This window comes from Mycobacterium sp. 852002-10029_SCH5224772 (assembly GCF_001667315.1).
Lineage (GTDB): Bacteria > Actinomycetota > Actinomycetes > Mycobacteriales > Mycobacteriaceae > Mycobacterium.
This window is the reverse complement of sequence record NZ_LZHT01000027.1, coordinates 15005-35159: the sequence shown is the minus strand read 5'-3', so window position 1 is coordinate 35159 and position 20155 is coordinate 15005. Positions and strand designations below refer to the sequence as shown.

Annotated in this window: 17 protein-coding genes and 1 riboswitch; of the genes, 10 read left to right on the top strand and 7 right to left on the bottom strand. The window is 68.2% G+C overall.

Annotated elements, in window-relative coordinates; translation table 11 throughout:
* Positions 1-18: 18 nt before the first annotated feature.
* A complete protein-coding gene (locus A5775_RS06775) occupies positions 19-834 on the bottom strand; it encodes a PE domain-containing protein (protein WP_067249603.1) in 816 nt (271 codons plus the stop codon).
* A gap of 316 nt (positions 835-1150) precedes the next feature.
* On the opposite strand from A5775_RS06775, the gene dapD reads away from it, so the two are divergent.
* Complete coding sequence (gene dapD / locus A5775_RS06770) at positions 1151-2104, top strand: 2,3,4,5-tetrahydropyridine-2,6-dicarboxylate N-succinyltransferase (RefSeq protein WP_067249599.1); 954 nt, start codon at positions 1151-1153, stop codon at positions 2102-2104.
* Here the strand turns inward: dapD and A5775_RS06765 are convergent.
* From A5775_RS06765 to A5775_RS06750, 4 genes are all read right to left on the bottom strand, one after another.
* Positions 2101-3366: an MFS transporter gene (locus A5775_RS06765; protein WP_067249596.1), complete on the bottom strand. Its 1266-nt coding sequence runs from the start codon at positions 3364-3366 to the stop codon at positions 2101-2103. The two genes, dapD and A5775_RS06765, sit on opposite strands and share 4 nt — an antisense overlap.
* 164 nt (positions 3367-3530) lie before the next feature.
* Complete coding sequence (locus tag A5775_RS06760) at positions 3531-4946, bottom strand: acyl-CoA synthetase (RefSeq protein ID WP_067249593.1); 1416 nt, start codon at positions 4944-4946, stop codon at positions 3531-3533.
* Positions 4947-4975: 29 nt separating this feature from the next.
* Positions 4976-5884, bottom strand: a complete 909-nt coding sequence (locus tag A5775_RS06755) for an alpha/beta fold hydrolase (RefSeq protein WP_067249590.1) — start codon at positions 5882-5884, stop codon at positions 4976-4978.
* Between the two features lie 253 nt (positions 5885-6137).
* On the bottom strand, positions 6138-7598 hold the full coding sequence (locus A5775_RS06750) for an aldehyde dehydrogenase family protein (RefSeq protein WP_067249587.1): 1461 nt from the start codon (positions 7596-7598) through the stop codon (positions 6138-6140).
* Positions 7599-7796: 198 nt separating this feature from the next.
* Here A5775_RS06750 and A5775_RS06745 point away from each other — a divergent pair, with 198 nt between their 5' ends.
* The 5 genes from A5775_RS06745 to A5775_RS06725 all read left to right on the top strand — a co-directional run bounded on the left by A5775_RS06745 (position 7797) and on the right by A5775_RS06725 (position 11198).
* Positions 7797-8342 carry a MaoC family dehydratase N-terminal domain-containing protein gene (locus tag A5775_RS06745; protein ID WP_067249583.1) on the top strand — a complete coding sequence of 182 codons (546 nt, stop codon included), beginning with the start codon at positions 7797-7799 and terminating at the stop codon, positions 8340-8342.
* Positions 8342-8740 (top strand): Zn-ribbon domain-containing OB-fold protein, encoded by a 399-nt coding sequence (locus tag A5775_RS06740; protein WP_067249580.1) that lies wholly within the window; start codon positions 8342-8344, stop codon positions 8738-8740. Before A5775_RS06745 ends, A5775_RS06740 begins: the two co-directional genes overlap by 1 nt.
* A gap of 82 nt (positions 8741-8822) precedes the next feature.
* On the top strand, positions 8823-9278 hold the full coding sequence (locus tag A5775_RS06735) for a MaoC family dehydratase (protein ID WP_067249577.1): 456 nt from the start codon (positions 8823-8825) through the stop codon (positions 9276-9278).
* Positions 9275-10444, top strand: coding sequence for a lipid-transfer protein (locus tag A5775_RS06730; RefSeq protein ID WP_067249573.1), 1170 nt, complete (start codon positions 9275-9277; stop codon positions 10442-10444). The genes A5775_RS06735 and A5775_RS06730 overlap by 4 nt, the downstream gene beginning before the upstream one ends.
* A gap of 136 nt (positions 10445-10580) precedes the next feature.
* The gene (locus A5775_RS06725; RefSeq protein WP_067249716.1) at positions 10581-11198 is read left to right on the top strand and encodes a TetR/AcrR family transcriptional regulator; all 618 of its coding nucleotides are present in this window, start codon (positions 10581-10583) and stop codon (positions 11196-11198) included.
* Here the strand turns inward: A5775_RS06725 and A5775_RS06720 are convergent.
* Together A5775_RS06720 and pruA are read right to left on the bottom strand one after the other, a co-directional pair.
* Positions 11192-12157, bottom strand: coding sequence for a proline dehydrogenase family protein (locus A5775_RS06720; protein WP_067249568.1), 966 nt, complete (start codon positions 12155-12157; stop codon positions 11192-11194). The genes A5775_RS06725 and A5775_RS06720 overlap by 7 nt on opposite strands.
* Positions 12157-13788, bottom strand: coding sequence for an L-glutamate gamma-semialdehyde dehydrogenase (gene pruA / locus A5775_RS06715; RefSeq protein WP_067249564.1), 1632 nt, complete (start codon positions 13786-13788; stop codon positions 12157-12159). The genes A5775_RS06720 and pruA overlap by 1 nt, the downstream gene beginning before the upstream one ends.
* A gap of 83 nt (positions 13789-13871) precedes the next feature.
* Here pruA and A5775_RS06710 point away from each other — a divergent pair, with 83 nt between their 5' ends.
* From A5775_RS06710 to A5775_RS06695, 4 genes are all read left to right on the top strand, one after another.
* Positions 13872-15467 (top strand): CdaR family transcriptional regulator, encoded by a 1596-nt coding sequence (locus A5775_RS06710; protein WP_067249561.1) that lies wholly within the window; start codon positions 13872-13874, stop codon positions 15465-15467.
* 55 nt (positions 15468-15522) lie between these two features.
* Positions 15523-15705, top strand: a riboswitch (cobalamin riboswitch).
* A gap of 209 nt (positions 15706-15914) precedes the next feature.
* The gene (locus tag A5775_RS06705) at positions 15915-17591 is read left to right on the top strand and encodes a PPE family protein (protein WP_067249557.1); all 1677 of its coding nucleotides are present in this window, start codon (positions 15915-15917) and stop codon (positions 17589-17591) included.
* Between the two features lie 105 nt (positions 17592-17696).
* Positions 17697-19433, top strand: a complete 1737-nt coding sequence (gene fadD21, locus A5775_RS06700) for a fatty-acid--AMP ligase FAAL21/FadD21 (RefSeq protein WP_067249553.1) — start codon at positions 17697-17699, stop codon at positions 19431-19433.
* Positions 19434-19460: 27 nt separating this feature from the next.
* Complete coding sequence (locus tag A5775_RS06695) at positions 19461-20147, top strand: GAP family protein (protein ID WP_067249550.1); 687 nt, start codon at positions 19461-19463, stop codon at positions 20145-20147.
* The last annotated feature ends 8 nt before the right edge of the window (positions 20148-20155 follow it).

Sequence of the window (20155 nt, the reverse complement as noted above, 5' to 3'; positions counted from 1 at the left end):
GCCGAGGTTCGGTGGGTGCTAAATGGCCGGCTTGGGCATCACGGTCGGCTTGACGCCGTAGCGCGGCGCGCCGAGGCCGTAGCCGCTGCGTCCGCTGGTGGCCATCGAAGGCAGGCCGCCCGGCACGGTGGTCACTGGCGCGGCGTGGGGCGCGGCGCTGGTGAAGCCCGCGCCGACCAGCTGTCCCGGGGCAGGGCTCACCGAGGGAACGCCGCCGGCCGCCCAACTGGGCGGCACCGACAACGCGCCGATCGAGGGCCCGCGCCCCATGCTCGCCAGCACCGGGGCCGCACCCACAGCCGCTGGCGCCGCCGGCGCGGGCGCGGGCGCCGTTGCCGAGGTGAGGCCCGCCGTCATATTGGGGATCCCGGCCGCCCCGGCGACCGGAGCAAATTGGCCTTCGCCCAACGTGATGAAGTCCGACGCTGCGGCGCCGACGTTTTGGCCCCAGCCGATCTCCGTCCCGAGGGCGGTGCTCCCCGGCGGCGGGTCGGTAAGCGGGTCCGTTCCGACGGCTTGCGGCGAAAACGACGTGGCGCTGGTGGTCACCCGATTCGCGGTTTCGGTCTCGCCGTAGGAAGCGGCGCTGGTGTCCAGGTTTTTCACCATTGTCTGGTGGACCGCCTTCGCCTGCGCGCTGACCTGCTGGTACCAGGCGCCGTAGGCGGAAAACTGTGCGGCCTGCAGTGCGGACACTTCGTCGGCCGCCGCGGGAGCAATGCTCGTGGTGGGCGCTGCCGCGGCGGCGTTTTGGGCATCCATTGAGGAGCCGAGCGCTTCGAGCATGCTCGCCGCGGCCAGCAGCGCCTCGGGCCGCGTGGTGACAAAGGACATGGTTTTCTCCTTCTGTAAACGAGCCGGCCCCTTTGCGGACCCGGGCCGGTTGCTCTCCGCCAGGCCCGGGACATGACCAGCCGATCCCCGGGAGCGAGGTACCCCGAAACGGCGAAGTTCACGCGGTTGACCTGGCAAGACGGCGAACCCTCGAAACGCACGATGCAGCGGCTGCGCAGCGAGGGCCTCCGAATCACGTTGCGCGGGTCAGCGTTTCATACGCAGCGACGCGCACCGCCTATTTCACGACTCCCGGGAGCGTCGCCGCCGCAGGGCGGACAGATCTCGACGCAGGCCAGGAAGTAACCTGACCGCCGTGACAAGAGCAGCAGGTGCCGAAGCGATAGGCCTGGCAACGCTGGCCGCCGACGGATCGATCCTCGACACGTGGTTTCCCGCACCGGAACTGACCGAATCGGGCACGGGCGGCACGTCGCGACTCGCGCTGTCCGACATTCCCCCCGAACTAAGGGCACTGATCGGCCGCGACGACGACCGCGGCACCGAGACCGTCGCCGTACGCACGGTCATCGGCTCGCTGGACGACGTGGCCGCCGACGCCTACGACGCCTACCTGCGGCTGCATCTCCTATCGCACCGGTTGGTGGCGCCGCACGGGCTGAACGCCGGCGGCTTGTTCGGGGTGTTGACCAATGTGGTGTGGACTAATCGCGGGCCCTGCGCGGTCGAGGGCTTCGAGGCCGTCCGGGCCCGGCTGCGCCGCCACGGACAGGTGGCCGTCTACGGCGTGGACAAGTTCCCCCGAATGGTCGACTACGTGCTGCCGACCGGCGTGCGCATCGCCGACGCCGACCGGGTGCGGCTCGGCGCGCACCTGGCCCCCGGGACGACGGTGATGCACGAAGGCTTCGTCAACTACAACGCCGGAACGCTGGGCGCGTCGATGGTCGAAGGCCGCATCTCGGCCGGCGTGGTGGTGGGCGACGGCTCCGATGTCGGTGGTGGAGCCTCGATCATGGGCACGCTGTCCGGCGGTGGCACCGAAGTCATTTCGATCGGTAAGCGCTGCCTGCTCGGCGCCAACGCCGGGCTGGGCATCTCACTGGGCGACGACTGCGTCGTCGAAGCCGGCCTGTACGTCACGGCGGGCACCAAGGTCATCACGCCCGAGGGCAAAGAGATGAAGGCGCGTGAGCTCTCCGGCGGCAACAACCTGTTGTTCCGGCGCAATTCGCTCAGCGGGGCCGTCGAGGTGGTGGCCCGCGGCGGCCAGGGCATCGCCCTCAACGAGGACCTGCACGCTAACTAACCGACTCCGAGCGCCGTGCCGTTGGTTTCGGGCAGCAGATAGGTGCACACCAGGCTGACCGACGTCAGGGCGGCCAGCATGAACCCGATCGCCCAGCTCCCGTACGTCGCCTGCAGGGTCCCGGCGATCAGCGGCGGCGACGCGCTACCGACGATGCCGGCGAGGTTTTGCGCCAGCGCCGTCCCGCTGTAGCGATAGCGGGTGGCGAACAGCTCGGGGATGAACGCCGCCGTCGGGCCGGAGCCGATCGCCGCGGCCGTGCACATGCCGACGATCCCCACCGCGTACCCCACGGGTTTGCCGGTGTTCAGCAGCGGCATCACCAGAAACGACCACAGCAGACAACAGCTCCACCCCACCAGCATGATGCGGCGGCGCCCGAGCCGGTCGCACAGAGTGGCCGACACCGCCATGAACGCCATGCTCGCGACCCCGCCCAGCGCGCCGACGAACCAGATGAAGTTGCGCGAATACCCCAGGTTGGAGTGCGCGTACATCGCCAGATAGGTGTGGGCCATGTAGATGAACCCCAACGCGCCGAGGATGCTGCCCGCGGCCAACGCGATCTCACGGCGTTGCAGCCGCAGCAGCTCCGCCAGCGGGGTTTTGGGTATCAGCTCACGCGCCTTCTCCTCCGCGAACACCGGGGTCTCCTCGATGTTCAGGCGCACATACAGCGCGAGCGCGACCAACACCCCGCTGAGCAGGAACGGCACCCGCCATCCCCACTGCAGAAACGCCGGACTACCCTCGCCGATGGTGAGGTTCACCCCGAGAAAGGTGGCACTGCTCAGCACGGCCGCGATGCCACCGCCCATCAAGGTGAACACGCCGTACCGGCCGCGCTGGTGGGCCGGCGCGTATTCGGCGCTCAGCAACGCCGATCCCGCCCATTCGCCGCCGACGGCGAACCCTTGCAACAGCCGAAGCGCAACCAAGATCAGCGGGGCCGCCGTGCCGATCACCCCGGAGCTGGGGACCAGGCCCACGCACACCGTTGACAGGCCCATGATCAGCAGCGTGGCGACCAGGGTCTTCTTGCGCCCCAGCCGATCCCCGAAGTATCCGAACACGGCCGCACCGATGGGCCGGGACAGAAAAGCCGTCGCAAACGTTCCCATCGAGGCGATCGTGGCGCCGGAAGGGCTGAGGTGCGGGAAGAACACCATCGGGAACACCAGTGCCGCCGCGGTCCCGTAGATCATGAAGTCGTAGAACTCGATCGCCGAGCCCACGAGGCAGGCGACCGCGATCCGCCTCATTGGCGTGGGACCGGTTACGACGGTCGCGGCGGCGCCGGCGGGCGGTACGTTCCGTGCCATCACTCGTCCGACGGTACCTCCCGCCCGTTGGATCGCGAGCGCAACCGGACTGCGAAGAATGGCGCTGGATTTCGCAGTGTGGATACGCTCGCGCGGACAGGTGCTCAGCCGTCGGACAGCAGCTGCTTTTTGAGGACCTTGCCCATGGCGTTGCGGGGCAGCGCGTCCACGACGCGCACCTCGCGCGGACGCTTGTGCACCGAAAGTTGTTGCGCGACATAGTCGATCAGCTCGTCACCGTTGGCCGATCCGACGATGTACGCGACGATGCGCTGCCCCAGGTCCGCATCGGGCAGCCCGACCACCGCGGCCTCTTCGACACCCGGATGCCCAAGCAGCACCGTTTCGATTTCGCCCGCGCCGATGCGGTAACCGCCGGACTTGATCAGGTCGACCGACTCACGTCCGACGATGCGGTGCATCCCGTCGCCGTCGATCACCGCGACGTCGCCGGTGCGGTACCAGCCGTCGGTGTCGAACGCCTCGGCGGTGGCCTCCGGCCGATTCAGGTAGCCGTCGAACATCATCGGCCCGCGCACGTGGAGCTTGCCGACGGTCTCACCGTCGTGCGAAACCGGCCCGCCGTCATCGTCGAGCAACCGGGTCCGCACCCCCCTCAGCGGCAGGCCCACCCACCCCGGGCGCCGCTCGCCGTCTGCCCGCGTCGAAATGGTGATCAGCGATTCCGAGGCGCCGTAGCGTTCGACGGGCTGATGCCCGGTGAGGGCGGCCAAGCGGTCGAACACCGGGACCGGCAGCGGCGCGCTCCCGGAGACCAGCAGCCGCGCCGGGCCCAGCGCCCGCGCGGCCGCCTCGTCGGCCCCCACCCGCGACCACACGGTGGGCACGCCGAAGAACAGCGTGCCGCCGAAGTCGGTGCGGGCCTGGGCGTAGCCCGCCGGTGTCGGTTTTCCGGTGTGGATGAAGCGATTCCCGATGCGCAACGAGCCGAGCAGGCCCAGCACCAGGCCGTGCACGTGAAAGAGCGGCAAGCCGTGCACCAAAACGTCGTCGGCCGTCCATTGCCAGGCGTCGGCCAGGGCGTCCAGATCGGCGGCGATCGCCCGCCGGCTCAGCACCACCCCCTTGGGCAGCCCGGTGGTGCCCGAGGTGTAGATGATCATCGCGGTGGCGTCGGGCGACGGCTCGGGATAGCGGTGCCAAGAGCGGGCGTGCAGCCGCACGGGAATGTGCGGCAGCCCCCCGGGCTCGTCAGGCACCGACCCGAGCCAGGCTTGCGCTCCGGAATCGGTGAGCATGTGGCGGCGCTCGGCGGCGCCGACGTCGGCGGGCACCGGGACGAAGGGCACCCCGGCGATCAGGCACCCGGTGACCGCCAGCACCGTCTCGGGGGTCGGGGCGGCCAGGATGGCGACCCGGCCCACGCCGCCCACCCGCTCGGCCACCGACGTGGCGGCACCGACCAGGTCGCTGCGGCTGAACACGCTGCCGTCCACGCGCACCGCGTCGGCGATATCGGTGGCGGTGGCGGCCGAGGGATCAAGGGAAGCCAGCAGCACGTCAGCAGGCTACCCGGCGTCCAGCGAGGTCAGTTCCGCTCGTCCCAGATCTTCATCAGGGTGGACAGGATCTCTTCGCCGCGGCCCAGCCCGGCGAGGTGACTTTCGCCGGGCAGCACGAACAGCTCGCAGTCGGGCAGCCTGGACACCACGTGCTCGCCGTGGGCGAAGGGCACGATGTGGTCGCTGTCGCCGTGCCACCAGCGAACCGGGACCTTGACCTCGTCGAGCCGGAATCCCCAGTCCCGGGTGAACAGGATGATGTCGTTGAAGGGGGCCGCCAGCTGCTTGCGGCTGCCGTTGAGCAGGTCGTCGAGGAACATGGCCCCGAACTCGGGGCGGGTGAGCAGGCGCCGATCGGCTTCGGGCGACACCGCGGCGTAGAGATACAGCGCGGTGCTCGCGACCGGACGGATGGCCCGGACCACCAGGCTCGCACCGATCCGCAGCGGGTCACCGCCCAGCCGCAGCAGCGGCGCCACCCGCTTGCCCAGATTCATCAGACCGCTGGTGATCCCCTCGTCGCCGAGGAACGGCGCGACGCCGCCGAGGATGCCGGCCGCGACGACCCGGTCGGACAGCACCGCGGCCGACGCGAGCGCGTACGGACCGCCGCCGGACAGGCCGATGACGGCCATTTTGTCGATGCCGAGCGTGTCCGCGATGGTCCGCAGGTCGTCGGCGAACGCCCGGATGTTCTCGTAGCGATGGGGTGTCGACGAGCCGATCCCGGGGCGGTCCAGCCCGATCAGCCGGATCCTGTGGTTCTCGGCGTAGAGGCGGGCTTCGGTGGGAATCTGGCGGCGCGCGCCGGGGGTGCCGTGCAGCCAGAAGACCGCCCGGCCCTGCGGATCACCGAATTCGGCGAAGCCGATCTGGCGGTCCGCACCGACGGCGACGTTTCCCTCGAGTTTGGGGCGGGCGATCTCGATGGCCATGTCAGCAGCTTGGCATGAGACCCACGGTTTACCCAAGGCGCACCGGCGCCGCCGCTGTGCTTTGCGATGGAGGCGCGTCCACGAGCCGCCGGCGGACAGCGGATGTCCGAACTCACGCGTCGATCGCGGCTGCCTCTAAAGCACTTGTGCCGGTGCCTAATCTGATTCGTTACTGCTCAGGCCGGCTACGTGGTGGTCAGAAAGATCTAGGGCGCAGAGCATTTCGGGGACTGGGGCCCGGCGAGGGGTCCCGTCACGCGGGAACCCCGATGGCCATCGGCTCCATGTACTGGTGTAGCCCGCCGATTCCCCCGCCCTCGCGGCCCAGCCCGCTGAGTTTGAAACCGCCGAACGGCGCGCCGCCCGGGCCGCAGCCGTTGACCGCGATCTGGCCGGTACGGATGCGCCGCGCGACGCCCACGGCGCGGTCGACGTCGCCGCCCCACACCGCCCCGGAGAGCCCGTATCGCGAGTTGTTCGCGATGGCGACCGCGTCGTCGTCGTCGCGGTAGCGCAGCACCGTCAGCACCGGACCGAACACTTCCTCTTGCGCGATAGTCGAATTCGGCTCCACCTCGGACAGGATCGTCGGCTCGAAGTAGAAGCCGATGTCCAAGCCGGCCGGGCGGCCACCGCCGGTCACCAGCTTGGCCCCGTCGTCGAGCGCGCCGGCGACGTGCGCCTCGACCCGGTCCCGCTGCGCCGCGCTGATCAGCGGGCCCATTTGCACGTCGGGATCGGTGGGATCGCCCACGTTGACCTCGCGGGCCAGCGCGGCGAGCCGGTCGACGACGTCGTCGTGCAGCGAGTCGGGAAGCAGCAGCCGGCTGTGCAGGATGCAGGCCTGCCCGGCGTGCAGCGAGCAGCAGTCGAACAGCATCTGCTGCAGCATGTCGTCGGTGATGTGCGCGTCGTCGAGGATGATGCTCGCGGACTTGCCGCCGAGCTCGAGCAGGATCCGCTTCATCGTGTCGCCGGCGGCGGACATGACCTGGCGGCCGACCACCGAGCTGCCGGTGAAGCTCACCATGTCGATCCGTGGATCGGTGGTCAGCAACTTGGCCGCCTCAACCCCGGATGGCGTGACGACGTTGACCACGCCCGGCGGGATGTCGGTGTGCTCGTCGATGATTCGCGCGAGCGCCAGCCCGGCCAGCGGCGTCAGTGGCGAGGGCTTGAGCACGACTGTATTGCCCGCGGCGAGAGCATGATTGAGCTTCATCACGTTAAGACAGTGCGGGAAGTTCCATGGAGTCAGCACCGATACGACACCCAGCGGCGCATGACGCAACAACGTGGTGCCGGCGCCCATCCCGGTGACTTCTTGGTCGGTCAACAAGGTGGCCAGCTGCGCGGCGTGCAGGGACATGAACCCGGCGCCGTCGATCTGCATGAGCCGTTCGTTCGCGATGCAGCCCCACTCCACTTGGGACAGCGCGAAGAAGTCGTCGGCGTGCTTCATCAGCGCCTCACCCAGCTGGTTGAGGCACCCGGCGCGCTCTTCGGCGCTCATGGCGCGCCAGGGTCCGCCGTCGAAAGCGCGGCGCGCGGCGGCGATCGCCTCACCGACCTGGGCGACGCTGGCGTCGGGCGCGGTGGCGATCACGGCCTCGGTGGACGGAGAAATGTCGTCATACCGGCCGTCTTGCGGGTCGACCCAGTTGCCATCGATGTAGAGCTGATAGGACTGAACAAGAGCGGGCGAATCGGCCATGTGCTTCCTCCGGTCATCTGATCACTTGGTGTACCCGCCCCGGCGGCCGCCGTCAATCATCATTTGCGCGAATTCCGGAGCTCTTCGCGCACTTTGCTGTTGTATTGACAGCACGCAAGCGCGCAGAGTACACACAACTCGCGTGACAGATCGCATCAATCTGTCGGATCAGGGTGTCCGGCGAGAGGGGCTTGCTACGTGACCGACTCAGAAACCGTCAGCGCCAAGGTGCGGGCCCTCGTCGGGCGGCCGACCGGTGGCACCGGAACACCCTCGCTGGCCCCGGACCCGGTGAACCAGCCGATGATCCGGCATTGGGCGTACGCGATGGCCGACATGAACCCGGTATATCTCGATCCGGAGTTCGCGGCCTCGTCACGGTTCGGCGGCATCGTGTCCCCGCCGGTAATGCTGCAGACGTGGACGATGCCATCGCCGATACTGGAGGGAATCGGCGATCGGGGTGGGGCTCCTATCGAGATCAAAAGCAACCCAACGGAATTCCTCGACCAGGCCGGCTACACCAGCACGGTGGCGACCAATTCGGAGTTCGAGATCGAGCGTTACCCGCGGCTGGGCGATGTGATCAGCGCGACGACCGTCTACGAAGCGGTCTCCGACGAGAAGAAGACGGCACTGGGCACCGGTTTCTTTCTGACATGGCTGACCACCTACACGGACCAGAACGGCGAAGTGTTGGGGCGGCAACGATTCCGGGTGCTGCGATTCAGGCCGGCAAACTGATGGCGGCCCGTCTGGCGCCGGCGATCACCGGCGACACCGAATTTTTCTGGAATGGATTGCGGGAAAACCGACTTCTGATTCAGCGCTGCGGTGGCTGCGGGACGCTGCGTCACCCGCCCCGCCCAATGTGCCCGCACTGCCGTTCGCTGAAGTGGGACGCGATCGAGTCATCCGGTCTCGGCACGGTGTACAGCTACGTGATGCCACACGAGCCCAAGTTTCCGTTCTTCGACTATCCCTACGTCGTCGCGCTGGTGGAACTCGAGGAAGGAGTACGGCTGGTGTCCAACCTGACCGGCATCGATCCCTCCGACGTGACAGACGGATTGGCCGTGGAGGTCTACTACCAGACATTCGATGACGGCCTGGTGCTGCACCAATTCCGGCGCCGCGACTAGGTGCGGTCATGGATCTCAACTTTCTCGGTCCGGCGTCGGCACAGCCGGCCCAGCTTGGCGCGATTTATTCGAAGGGACACCGATGACGACCACCGCGAAGCACACCACCACCCTGCGATGGCAGGACATCGCGGTGGGTGACGAGGTCACCCCCCTCGAGATCCCGATCACCACAACGATGATCGTTGCCGGCGCGATCGCCACCCGCGACTTCATGCCGGTGCATCACGACCGCGACTACGCCAAACAGCAGGGCTCGCCCAACCTGTTCATGAACATCCTGACCACCAACGGCTACTGCGTGCGCTTCCTCACCGACTGGGCGGGCCCCGAGGCGATGGTAAAGAACTTGTCGATTCGCTTGGGAGTACCGTGTTTTCCCGATGATCCGCTGCGCTTCACCGGCAGCGTCACCGGCAAGAACGCAGGCTCGGGGGGCGAGAATTTCGTCGAGGTGACCTTCGCGGGCGCCAACAGCCTGGGCGACCACGTGTCCGGCACCGCGGTGCTCAGCCTGCTCGGCGGGTCCGGCTCATGAGCAGGACGCTGCCGGGCGCGGCGGCCATCGTCGGGATCGGCCAGACGGAGTTCTCCAAGGAATCCGGGCGCAGCGAACTGCAATTGGCGTGCGAGGCGGTCAGCGCCGCACTGGACGACGCGGGCCTGGCGCCCGCCGACGTCGACGGCATGGTCACCTTCACCATGGATTCCAGCGACGAGATCGACATTGCCCGCAACGTGGGCATCGGCGACCTGAGCTTCTTCTCCCGCGTCCACCACGGCGGGGGCGCCGCCGCGGGCACCGTGGTCCACGCGGCGATGGCCGTCGCCACCGGTGTCGCCGATGTGGTGGTCTGCTGGCGCGCCTTCAACGAACGTTCCGGCTTCCGGTTCGGCGGCAGCGGCCGCAGCATGGCCGAAACACCGTTGTTCATGGCGCATTACGCGCCGTTCGGCCTGCTCACTCCCGCGGCGTGGGTCGCGGTGCACGCCCAGCGATACATGTCGACGTACGGGGTCACCAACGAGGACTTCGGCAGAATCGCGGTCGTCGACCGCAAGCATGCGGCGAAAAACCCCGATGCCTGGTTCTACGAGCGCCCGATCACGCTGGAAGATCATCAGAATTCGCGCTGGATCGTCGAACCCGTGCTGCGGCTGCTGGATTGCTGCCAGGAGAGTGACGGCGGTGTCGCGCTCGTCGTCACCAGTGCCGAACGCGCTCGGGACCTGCGGCAGCCACCCGCGATCATCACCGCGGCCGCGCAGGGAGCGGCCTACAACGGCGAGATGATGACCAGCTACTACCGCGACGACATCACCGGACTGCCGGAGATGGGGGTGGTCGCCCGGCGACTATGGCGCGATTCCGGCCTCAAGCCCCAGGACATCCAAACCGCCTTCATCTATGACCATTTCACGCCGTTCGTGTTCACCCAGCTCGAAGAACTCGGCTTCTGCGGGCGCGGCGAGGCCAAGGACTTCGCCACCGTCGAGCGGCTGTCGCTGGGCGGCGATTTTCCGATCAACACCAACGGCGGCCTGCTGGGCGAGGCGTACATCCACGGCATGAACGGCATCACCGAGGGGGTGCGCCAGGTGCGCGGCACCTCGCACAACCAGGTCGACAACGTCGAACATGTGCTGGTCACCTCCGGCACCGGCGTGCCCACCAGTGGTTTGATCCTCGCACCGGCCGGCTGAGGGAACCCGTCATGCCGAGGCTCGCGCTCCTGGCCGCCCACGGCGGCCCCATCGAGCTATCGTTCTTGCGCCACATCAGCTTTTCCGTTCGACCGACTGATGCCGGGCCGGCGCCCCGGGGTGCGTTGGTCCCGTGATGGCGCAGACTTCCGCCTTCCAGCAGCCGACCGATACCCGCGAGCTCATCGTGGAGTCCGCGTTCGCGTGTTTCGGCAAACAGGGATTGCAGAAGGCGACCATCGTCGACATCGCCAAGCGGGCCGGCGTATCCCGCAGCACCATCTACGAATACTTTTCCGACAAGGCCGCGATCGTCGAGGCATGCGCCGAACACGCGTCCGAGCGCTTCTATCGCGAGATGACCAAGGCGATGGATCGGGGCGGCAACCTGGAGGACAAGCTGTGCGCGGCGGCGGTATTCGTCACCCAGGCGCGTCGAGTCATCGCTTCCGAGAAGTACTTCGACGAAGACGCGATCAGCCTGCTGCTGACCAAGGACGCCGCCGTGCTGCTGCGTGAATGCGTCGAGTTCTTCGCGCCCTACCTGTCGGCCGCCAGGCTCACGGGCGAGGTGCGCAAGGATCTCGATGTCGAGGCCGCCGGCGAGTGGTTCGCGCGGATCCTGTTCTCGCTATTCAGCACGCCGTCCTCGACCCTGGACATGGACGATCCCGACGTGGCGGCGGAGTTCGTGCGCGCCCACGTGGTGCGCGGCTTCGCCAGCGACCGTCCGCGTCCGCGACGCGCTCAGTGACGCCGCTGCGCCAGCGCCCGCAGGAAGAACGTCAGGTTCGCGGGTCGTTCGGCCAGTCGCCGCATGAAATAGCCGTACCACTGGGTGCCGAACGGCAGATACACCCGCACGGTGTTACCGGCCCCGACGAGGCGTCGCTGCTCGTGGTCGCGAATGCCGTACAGCATCTGGTATTCGAATTCACCGGCGCCGCGGCCCGATTCGCGCACCATCGCCGGCACCGCATCGATGATCGCCGGGTCGTGGGTGGCCACCATCGGGTGGCCGGTCCCGGTCATCAGCACCCGAAGGCACTCCAAGTACGAATGGGTCACCTCGGCCTGCCCGCGGTAAGCCACCGATGCGGGCTCGTCGTAGGCGCCCTTGCACAACCGGACCCGGGCGCCGCAGGAGGCGAATTCCTCGCAATCATCCAGCGTCCGCCGCAGATACGCCTGCACAGCCACGCCCAGCGACGGGAAGTCGGCCCGCAGGTCGCGCACGATGGACAGCGTCGACTCGGTGGTGGTGTGGTTCTCGGCGTCGACCGTCACCCACACGCCCGCCCGCCGGGCGGCGTCGCAGATCGACCACGCGTTATCGCGCGCGATCTTGTGTCCGTCGCGCCCGAGCGTCTGCCCTAGCGCCGACAACTTGACCGAGACCTCCAGCGGCCGGACCACACCGCCCCCGGTATCGAGGCGGCCCAGCTCTTCGATCAGATCCAGGTAGGTCTGCACCGTCGCATCGGCGGTGTCCGTGTCGGTCACGTCCTCGCCCAGATAGTCGACGCTGACAAGCCGACCCGAATCACGAAGCGCTGCAGCACTGTCCAGCGCGGAGTCGACGGTCTCGCCCGGGACGAAGCGTCGCACCACGCGACGGGTCACCGGGAGCCTTTCGGCGCCACGGCGCACTACGTCACCGCGCCCGGCCGCCAGGATCACGGGGCGCAGGGTGGTGGCGAACAGTCCGGCCATCAGTCGGCGCCCATGTGCGGGTAGGCGTGCTGGGTTGCCGGGACGAACGTCTCCTTGATGGTGCGAGCCGACGTCCAGCGCAACAGGTTCAGCATCGATCCGGCCTTGTCGTTGGTGCCCGAGCCCCGCGAGCCGCCGAACGGCTGACGCCCGACGACCGCGCCGGTCGGCTTGTCGTTGACGTAGAAGTTCCCGGCGGCAAAGCGCAGCCGGTCCTGCGCGGTCAGCACGGCCTTCCGGTCGTCGGCGATGACCGCGCCGGTCAGCGCGTACCGGGAACCACCGTCGACGACGTCGAGGATCCGTTCGTAATCGTCGTCGGGGTACACGAGCACCGACAGCAGCGGACCGAAGTATTCGGTCGCGAACGACTCATCGTGCGGGTCATCGGACAGCAACACCGTGGGGCGCACGAAATACCCTTCGCGGTCGTCGTATTCGCCGCCGACGGCGACGGTGACGTGTGGCGCGCCCTTCGCCCTCTCGATGGCGTCGACGTTCTTGATGAAGGCCCGCCGGTCGATCAGCGCTCCGCCGAAGTTGGTCAGATCAGTGACGTCGCCGTAGCGCAGCGCGGCCGTCTCCTCCAGGAAGGTGTCGCCCATGCGGCGCCACACCGACTGCGGGATGAAGGCCCGCGACGCCGCCGAGCATTTCTGCCCCTGGTAGTCGAAGGCGCCGCGAATCAGGGCGGTGCACAACACATCCGGCCGTGCGGACGCGTGCGCGACCACGAAGTCCTTGCCGCCGGTCTCGCCGACCAAACGCGGATAGCCGTGGTAGTGGCTGATATTGGTGCCCACCTGGTACCACAGTCGCTGGAAGGTGGCGGTCGACCCGGTGAAGTGGATGCCTGCCAGCCGCCGATCGGCCAGCACCATATCCGAAACCGCGAAGCCGTCGCCGGTGACCAGGTTGATCACCCCGGGAGGCAACCCCGCGGCCTCGAGCAACTGCATGGTCAGATAGGCCGACAGCGTCTGGGTGATGGACGGCTTCCACACCACGGTGTTGCCCATCAGCGCCGGCGCGGTCGGCAGGTTGCCGGCGATGGAGGTGAAGTTGAAGGGCGTGATCGCGTACACGAAGCCCTCCAGCGGGCGGTATTCGCTGCGGTTCCACTCCCCGGGCCCGCTGATCGGCTGCTGCGCCAGGATCTGTTGCGCGAAGGCCACGTTGAAGCGCCAGAAGTCGATCTGCTCGCACGGCGAGTCGATCTCGGCCTGATAGACGGACTTGGACTGGCCCAGCATCGTCGCGGCGGCGATCTTCTCCCGCCACGGCCCGGCCAGCAGGTCGGCGGCCCGCAGGAACACCGCCGCCCGCTCATCGAAGGGCAGTGCCGCCCAAGCGCTTTTCGCGGCCATCGCGGCGTCGATCGCCGCCGTCGCGTCGGCGTGCCCGGCGTTGGTCAGCGTGCCCAGCTTCGCGGCGTGGCGATGCGGCTGGACGACATCGATGCGCTCACCATCGCCCATCCGGTGGGTGCCACCGATGACATGCGGGAGATCGATCGGGTGATCGGCCAGCGCGGCGAGTTCGGCGCGCAGCCGGGTGCGCTCCGGGGACTGTGGCGCATAGTCATGGACCGGCTCGTTGGCCGGCATCGGGACCTGGGTTATCGCGTCCATATCGCCAGGATCCTCGCGGCGACCACCCATTGAGTTAGCCGATTGGACAAGGCATACCTAGGTTCATAGTAAGATCGGACAACATGGCCGGAGTGGGGCTGGGTCAGCTGTTGCTCGCGCTGGACGCGACCATGGTCAGCCTCGCCGACGCCCCGCGAGGCCTGGACCTTCCGGTGGCTTCGGCGGCGCTGATCGACTCCGATGACGTGCGCCTGGGGCTCGCGGCCGCGGCGGGCGCCGCGGACGTCTTCTTCCTGTTGGGGGTCGCCGACGACGAGGCGATGCAATGGATGGGCAGGCAGGCACGCGAGCGCGTGCCGGTGGCCATCTTCGTCAAAGAGCCGTCCCACGCATTGGTGGCCACGGCCGTCGCGGCGGGTTCGGCGGTGGTGGCCGTCGATCCGCGCGCCCGGTGGGAACGCCTCTACCAGTTGGTCAATCACGTCCTCGAGCATCATGGCGACCGCGCCGACGCGATGGACGACACGGGCACCGACCTGTTCGGACTGGCGCAGTCGCTCGCCGACCGCATCCACGGCATGGTCAGCATCGAAAACGCGCAATCCCATGTCTTGGCCTATTCGGCCTCCAACGACGAAGCCGACGAGCTGCGCCGACTCTCCATCCTGGGCAGGGCCGGCCCGCCCGAGCATCTCGAGTGGATCGGCCAGTGGGGCATCTTCGATGCCCTGCGTTCGGGCACCGAGGTGGTGCGCGTCAAACAGCGGCCCGAATTGGGGTTGCGTCCGCGGCTGGCCATCGGGATCCACCAGCCGGCGACCGACGCCCGGCGACCGCCGGAGTTCGCCGGAACCATCTGGGTGCAGCAAGGCTCACAGCCGCTGGCCGACGACGCCGAGGACATCTTGCGGGGCGCCGCCGTACTGGCCGCCCGGATCATGTGGCGGCTGGCGGCCAGGCCGTCCACCCATGCGCGCCGGGTCCAGCAACTTCTGGGCCTGACCGACGAGGCCGCCGACGCAACCGCCATCGCCCGCGAACTCGGGCTAACCACCGACACCGCCGCAGCCCTGATCGGTTGGGACGCCGGCGAGACTTCGGCCGGTCATGCTCGGCTCGCCGACATTATTGCGCTGAGCGCCAGCGCTTTCCGGCGCGACGCTCAGGTGGCCTCCAACGGTTCACGAACGTACGTCCTGCTTCCCCACACCCGGCCCCAGACGCAGAACCGGTCGGTCGCCTCGTGGGTGCGTGGCACCATCGGCGCCATGCGCGCCGAGCTCGGGGTGCAGCTACGGGCGGCCATCGCGGCGCCGGTCGCGGGCCTGGCCGGGGTCGCCGCGGCGCGCATGGAGGTGGACCGGGTGCTGGATAGCGCTGAGCGCCACCCAGTTTCGTTCGGACAGGTGACGTCGCTGGCCGAAGCGCGCACCACCGTCCTGGTCGACGAAATCGTGACGCTGGTCGGTGCTGACGAACGCCTGATCGATCCGCGGATCGTGCAACTGGGCGAAGAGGATCCGGTGCTGGCCGACACCCTGCGGACCTACCTGGACGCCTTCGGCGACATCGCCGCGGCCGCGCAGTTGTTGCGGGTGCATCCGAATACCGTTCGCTACCGAGTGCGGCGGATCGAGAAGTTGCTGTCGACGTCGCTGGCCGACCCCGAGGTCCGGCTGCTGTTCTCGCTGGGGCTACGGGTCCTGGAACGCCGCTGAGGCGGCGACCCGGCGGCCCGCACCGACCGCCTTCGGAAGATTTGACGGCATTTGCTCCCAGGGGATGCAAGAATGTCACCCCGTAAGGTGATGACGACGCAGGAAGCCGGTGCGAATCCGGCGCGGTCCCGCCACTGTCATCGGGGAGCGACCCTCAACGGCCACGGCTGAAAAGCTGGAAGGCGAGGCGAGCAGCGATCCGAGAGCCAGGACACTCGCGTCATCGCGTCCTGCGACCCGGGGCGGGTGTACCCCGAGAGAGCTGTCAACGTCCATGTTTCCCTCAGCATGGGTGGCCATCAACGCCGCCATCGATGCGGCGCCGCGCCGCCGCGCCCACTCTCGTCACACCGATGCACGCAACCGGGGGCACCGCCCCCCGGGCCCTGGCCTCATCCGCTTGGCCGCTGCGGCAAGGGGTTTCGCCACGGTCCCGGGGAGCGATCGATGACGTCCCCGATCTGGATGGCCTCCCCTCCGGAGGTGCATGCAACGCTGCTCAGCAGCGGACCGGGGCCGGGCCCGCTGCTGGCCGCCGCGGCGACGTGGAGCTCGCTGAGCGTGGAATATGCCGAGTCGGCCGACGAGCTGGCCGCGCTGCTGAGCGGCGTGCAAGCCGGGAGCTGGGACGGCCCGACCGCCGTGGCATACGCGGCCGCGCATGCGCCCTACCTGACGTGGCTGGTGCAGGCCAGCGCAAACAGCGCGACCATGGCCGCCCAGCAGGACCTTGCCGCCGCCGCCTACACCGCGGCGTTGGCGGCCATGCCGACGATGCCCGAGTTGGCCGCCAACCACGCCACCCACGCGGTCCTGACGGCGACGAATTTCTTTGGCATCAACACCATTCCGATCGCGGTGAACGAAGCCGACTACGCGCGGATGTGGGTCCAGGCCGCCACCGTGATGAGCACCTACGAGGGTGTGGCGACCGCCGCGGTGGCCACCGCGCCGCACGCCGAACCGGCGCCGCAGGTCATGAAGGTCAGCGCGCTGGCGGCCACGTCGGAACAGTCGTCGTCGTATCCTCCGGACACGCAGAACCAGTGGATGGAGTGGTTGGAGCAGACCGGGTTTGTCGACTTCTACAACAGGTACATCCAGCCGTTGATCGACCAGCTGATGAACAATCCGTTCTTCCAGTCGCTGTTTTCCGGTTTCGACCCGTGGCTGCCGTCAGTGGGCAACCCCTTGAGCTTCCTGAACCCGTTCAACATCGCCTTCGCCCTCGGCTACCCGATGGATTTCGGTTCGTACTTCGGCTATCTGGCGCAAATGTTCAGCTTTGTCGCGGCGGATCTTGCGGCGGCCTTCGCCTCGGGCAACCCCGCGACGATCGCGTGGACCTTGCTGTTCACCACCATCGAAGTGATCGGCACGATCATCACCGACACCATCGCGCTGATCAAGACGTTGCTCGAGCAGATGATCGTGCTGATCCCGCTCATCGTGCCGCTGCTGACCGTCGCGGTGGTTCCGTTGGTCGTGCCCACCCTGGTGGGGGGCTTGGCGGGCCTGGCCGGTCTGGCGGGACTGCACGCCATCCCGGTGGTGCCGTTCATTCCGGCCCCGGCGCTCGTCCCGGTGGCTCTGACACCCACCCCGCCTCCCACGCCGGCCCCGGCGCCCGCCCCCGCGCCGGCGCCGGCCTCCGCACCGGCCTCCGCACCCGCAGCGCCCACGCCCGGGGGCCCACCACCGACGCCGGCGGGACCGCCGGTGGCCGCGATGCAAGGCCTCGGCTACATGGTCGGTGGCCTGGCCGCGGACGCGCGCAGGGCAGCGAGCACCAGCGCCCGCGCGAGGACGGCGGCGACGCGCGACATCGCCGAGGCCGAGGCGGTCGCACAGCCGGAGGAAGAGGCGACGAAGAAGCGCCGGCAACGCCTCAAGGTCACCCAACCCGGCCGTGGGTACGAATACATGGACCTCGAGCCCGAGCTGTCGACGACGGCCTCGGACCGGCCCGCGCCGGCGATGGGGTTCGCCGGAACCATCCCCACCAGGGCCGCCGCCGCACCGGCGGGATTGAGCGCGCTCGGCGTCGACGAGTTCGACGACGGCCCCCGCACGCCGCTGATGCCGGGAACCTGGGATGCCGACCCGACGGCGACGAAAACGTAAGGGACATACGTTGTTTGGCTCGCGGCGATTTCGTGGGTCGCGGGCCACGCAACCGCCTCGCACGACCGGCATGCGCGAAAAAGCCGAAGCGGTAACCTAGCCCGCATGCACCATTCGTCGGTTGTCTCCGTGCTGCGGGAACGCGCCGGTCTGCAGCCCGACGATGTGGCACTCCGCTATACCGATTACGAGCAGGACTGGACGGGCGTCACCGAATCGCTGACGTGGGCGCAGCTGTATCGGCGGACCCTCAACGTTGCGCACGAGGTCAAGCGGTACGGCGCCACCGGGGACCGGGCCGTGATCCTTGCACCCCAGGGCCTCCCCTACATCGTGGCGTTCCTCGGCGCGATACAGGCCGGGCTGATCGCTGTTCCGCTCTCGGTTCCGCAGCCCGGTACGCACGATGACCGGGTCGGTGCCGTCCTGGCCGACACCGGCCCCACCGTCGTTCTCACCACCTCCGCGGCCGCCGCCACCGTCGGCGATCACCTGCAGCGGCCGGACGGGGCAAACCCGGCCATCGTCGAGGTCGACACACCGAGTCTCGATGACCCGAATCCGCCGAGCATGCGCGTCAGCGACGCACCGGGCATGGCGTACCTGCAGTACACGTCGGGCTCCACTCGTCTTCCGGCCGGGGTCATGGTCTCGCACCGGAATCTTCACGTGAATTTCCAGCAGCTGATGGCCGCCTACTTTCCGGACTCCGATGGCGTGGCCCCGCCCAACAGCGTGTGCGTGTCGTGGCTGCCGTTCTATCACGACATGGGTTTGATGCAAGGCGTCATCGCTCCGATCCTGGGCGGCTATCCCGGTGATCTGATGAGCCCGGTCGCGTTCCTGCAACGGCCCGCACGCTGGATCCAGGCGATGGCCCAAGACAATCCGGTCTTCTCCGCCGCACCGAACTTCGCCTTCGAGCTGGCCGTGCGCAAGACGACCGACGCCGACTTGACCGGAATCGACCTGGGCAACATCCTGCGCATCGTCAGCGGCTCCGAACGGATCCATCCCGCAACGCTCGACCGGTTCTGTAAACGGTTCGCCCCGTACAACTTTCGCGATGACATGATGCAACCGTCCTACGGCCTGGCGGAGGCGACCGTCTACGTGTCCAGCCGTGCGCGGACCGGCGCCCCGAACGTCGTTCACTTCGAACCGGAGAAGCTGTCGCGGGGCAGCGCCCAACGGTGTTCAGCCCAGACCGGCACACCCCTGCTGAGCTACGGCGCACCGACCTCGCCGACGGTGCGCATCGTGGACCCAGACACCAGCGCGCAGTCCCCGGACGGAACGGTCGGTGAAATCTGGGTCCACGGCGACAACGTGGCCGACGGCTACTGGCAAAAGCCGGAGGAAACCCGGCGCACCTTCGGTGGCGTCCTGGCCGACCCGTCGCCGGGCGTCCCCGCGGGACCGTGGCTGCGCACCGGGGACCTCGGTTTCATCTGCGACGGCGAGATGTTCATCGTGGGCAGGATGAAGGATTTGCTGATCGTCTACGGGCGCAACCACTATCCCGAGGACATCGAGTCGACGGTGCAGGCGATCACCGGGGGCCGCGTCGCGGCGATCTCGGTGCCGGTGGACGAGACCGAGAAACTGGTGACCATCATCGAACTGAAGAAGCGCGGCGATTCCGACGCGGACGCGCTGCGCCAGCTCGACATCGTCAAGAACGATGTCACCGCGGCGATTTCGGACTCCCACGGGCTCAATGTCGCCGACCTGGTACTGGTGCCACCGGGATCGATTCCCACCACGACGAGCGGCAAGATCCGGCGGGCCGCCTGCGTCGAGCAGTACCGACGGCAACAGTTCACCCGGCTGGACGCCTGAGCGGCCCGGGGACACACCATATCTGCGATGTTGTTCACCATCGGCGTGATGGCCATTGCCGTGAGCCTGGAACCGTTCCGGATCGGCATGGCGGTGCTGATGCTGAATCGCCCCAGGCCGCTGCTGCAACTGCTCGCATTTTTGGCCGGCGGCTTCGCAATGGGCTTGACGGTGGGTGCCACCGCCTTGTTCCTCCTCCGGCGCGTCCTGCTGCGCTCGACATACTTCACGCTGCCCCGGGTGCAGATACTCATCGGCGCACTGGCTCTGGTGGCCGCCACCGTACTGGTGGCGAAGATCGTCGCGGACCGGTGGAGCGGATCCCCCCGCGTTCCTCCCGACGGCGACAGCGCCGGCCCGGCATGGCTGACGGCTCGGGCCCGGCGGCTGCTGAACGGACGTTCCCTGTGGGTCGCCGGAGTCGCCGGCCTCGGCATCGCGCTGCCGTCGGTGGATTATCTGGCCGCCCTGGCGGTCATCTTGGCGTCCGGCGCGGCGGTCACGACGCAAGTGGGAGCGCTGGTGATGTTCAATGTCGTAGCGTTCGCCCTCGTAGAGATTCCGTTGGTCGCCTACCTGTTGGCGCCCACGGCAACGCGCACGGCGATGACCGGGCTGCAGGACTGGATCCGGTCTCGGCGCCGCATCGAGGTTGCCGCACTGCTTGGCGCGGTCGGCTGCGTGCTGCTGGCGGTTGGACTAGCTGATCTTTGAGTGGGGTG

What these genes read in the sequence shown, in the direction of transcription:
- A5775_RS06695 (WP_067249550.1), top strand. Translation starts at nt 19,461, where the DNA reads ATGTTGTTCACCATCGGCGTGATGGCCATTGCCGTGAGCCTGGAACCG.
- A5775_RS06725 (WP_067249716.1), top strand. Translation starts at nt 10,581, where the DNA reads ATGGCGCAGACTTCCGCCTTCCAGCAGCCGACCGATACCCGCGAGCTC.
- A5775_RS06775 (WP_067249603.1), bottom strand. Translation starts at nt 834, where the DNA reads ATGTCCTTTGTCACCACGCGGCCCGAGGCGCTGCTGGCCGCGGCGAGC.
- A5775_RS06755 (WP_067249590.1), bottom strand. Translation starts at nt 5,884, where the DNA reads ATGGCCATCGAGATCGCCCGCCCCAAACTCGAGGGAAACGTCGCCGTC.
- A5775_RS06740 (WP_067249580.1), top strand. Translation starts at nt 8,342, where the DNA reads ATGGCGGCCCGTCTGGCGCCGGCGATCACCGGCGACACCGAATTTTTC.
- A5775_RS06730 (WP_067249573.1), top strand. Translation starts at nt 9,275, where the DNA reads ATGAGCAGGACGCTGCCGGGCGCGGCGGCCATCGTCGGGATCGGCCAG.
- A5775_RS06735 (WP_067249577.1), top strand. Translation starts at nt 8,823, where the DNA reads ATGACGACCACCGCGAAGCACACCACCACCCTGCGATGGCAGGACATC.
- A5775_RS06710 (WP_067249561.1), top strand. Translation starts at nt 13,872, where the DNA reads ATGGCCGGAGTGGGGCTGGGTCAGCTGTTGCTCGCGCTGGACGCGACC.
- fadD21 (WP_067249553.1), top strand. Translation starts at nt 17,697, where the DNA reads ATGCACCATTCGTCGGTTGTCTCCGTGCTGCGGGAACGCGCCGGTCTG.
- pruA (WP_067249564.1), bottom strand. Translation starts at nt 13,788, where the DNA reads ATGGACGCGATAACCCAGGTCCCGATGCCGGCCAACGAGCCGGTCCAT.
- A5775_RS06720 (WP_067249568.1), bottom strand. Translation starts at nt 12,157, where the DNA reads ATGGCCGGACTGTTCGCCACCACCCTGCGCCCCGTGATCCTGGCGGCC.
- A5775_RS06705 (WP_067249557.1), top strand. Translation starts at nt 15,915, where the DNA reads ATGACGTCCCCGATCTGGATGGCCTCCCCTCCGGAGGTGCATGCAACG.
- A5775_RS06750 (WP_067249587.1), bottom strand. Translation starts at nt 7,598, where the DNA reads ATGGCCGATTCGCCCGCTCTTGTTCAGTCCTATCAGCTCTACATCGAT.
- A5775_RS06765 (WP_067249596.1), bottom strand. Translation starts at nt 3,366, where the DNA reads ATGAGGCGGATCGCGGTCGCCTGCCTCGTGGGCTCGGCGATCGAGTTC.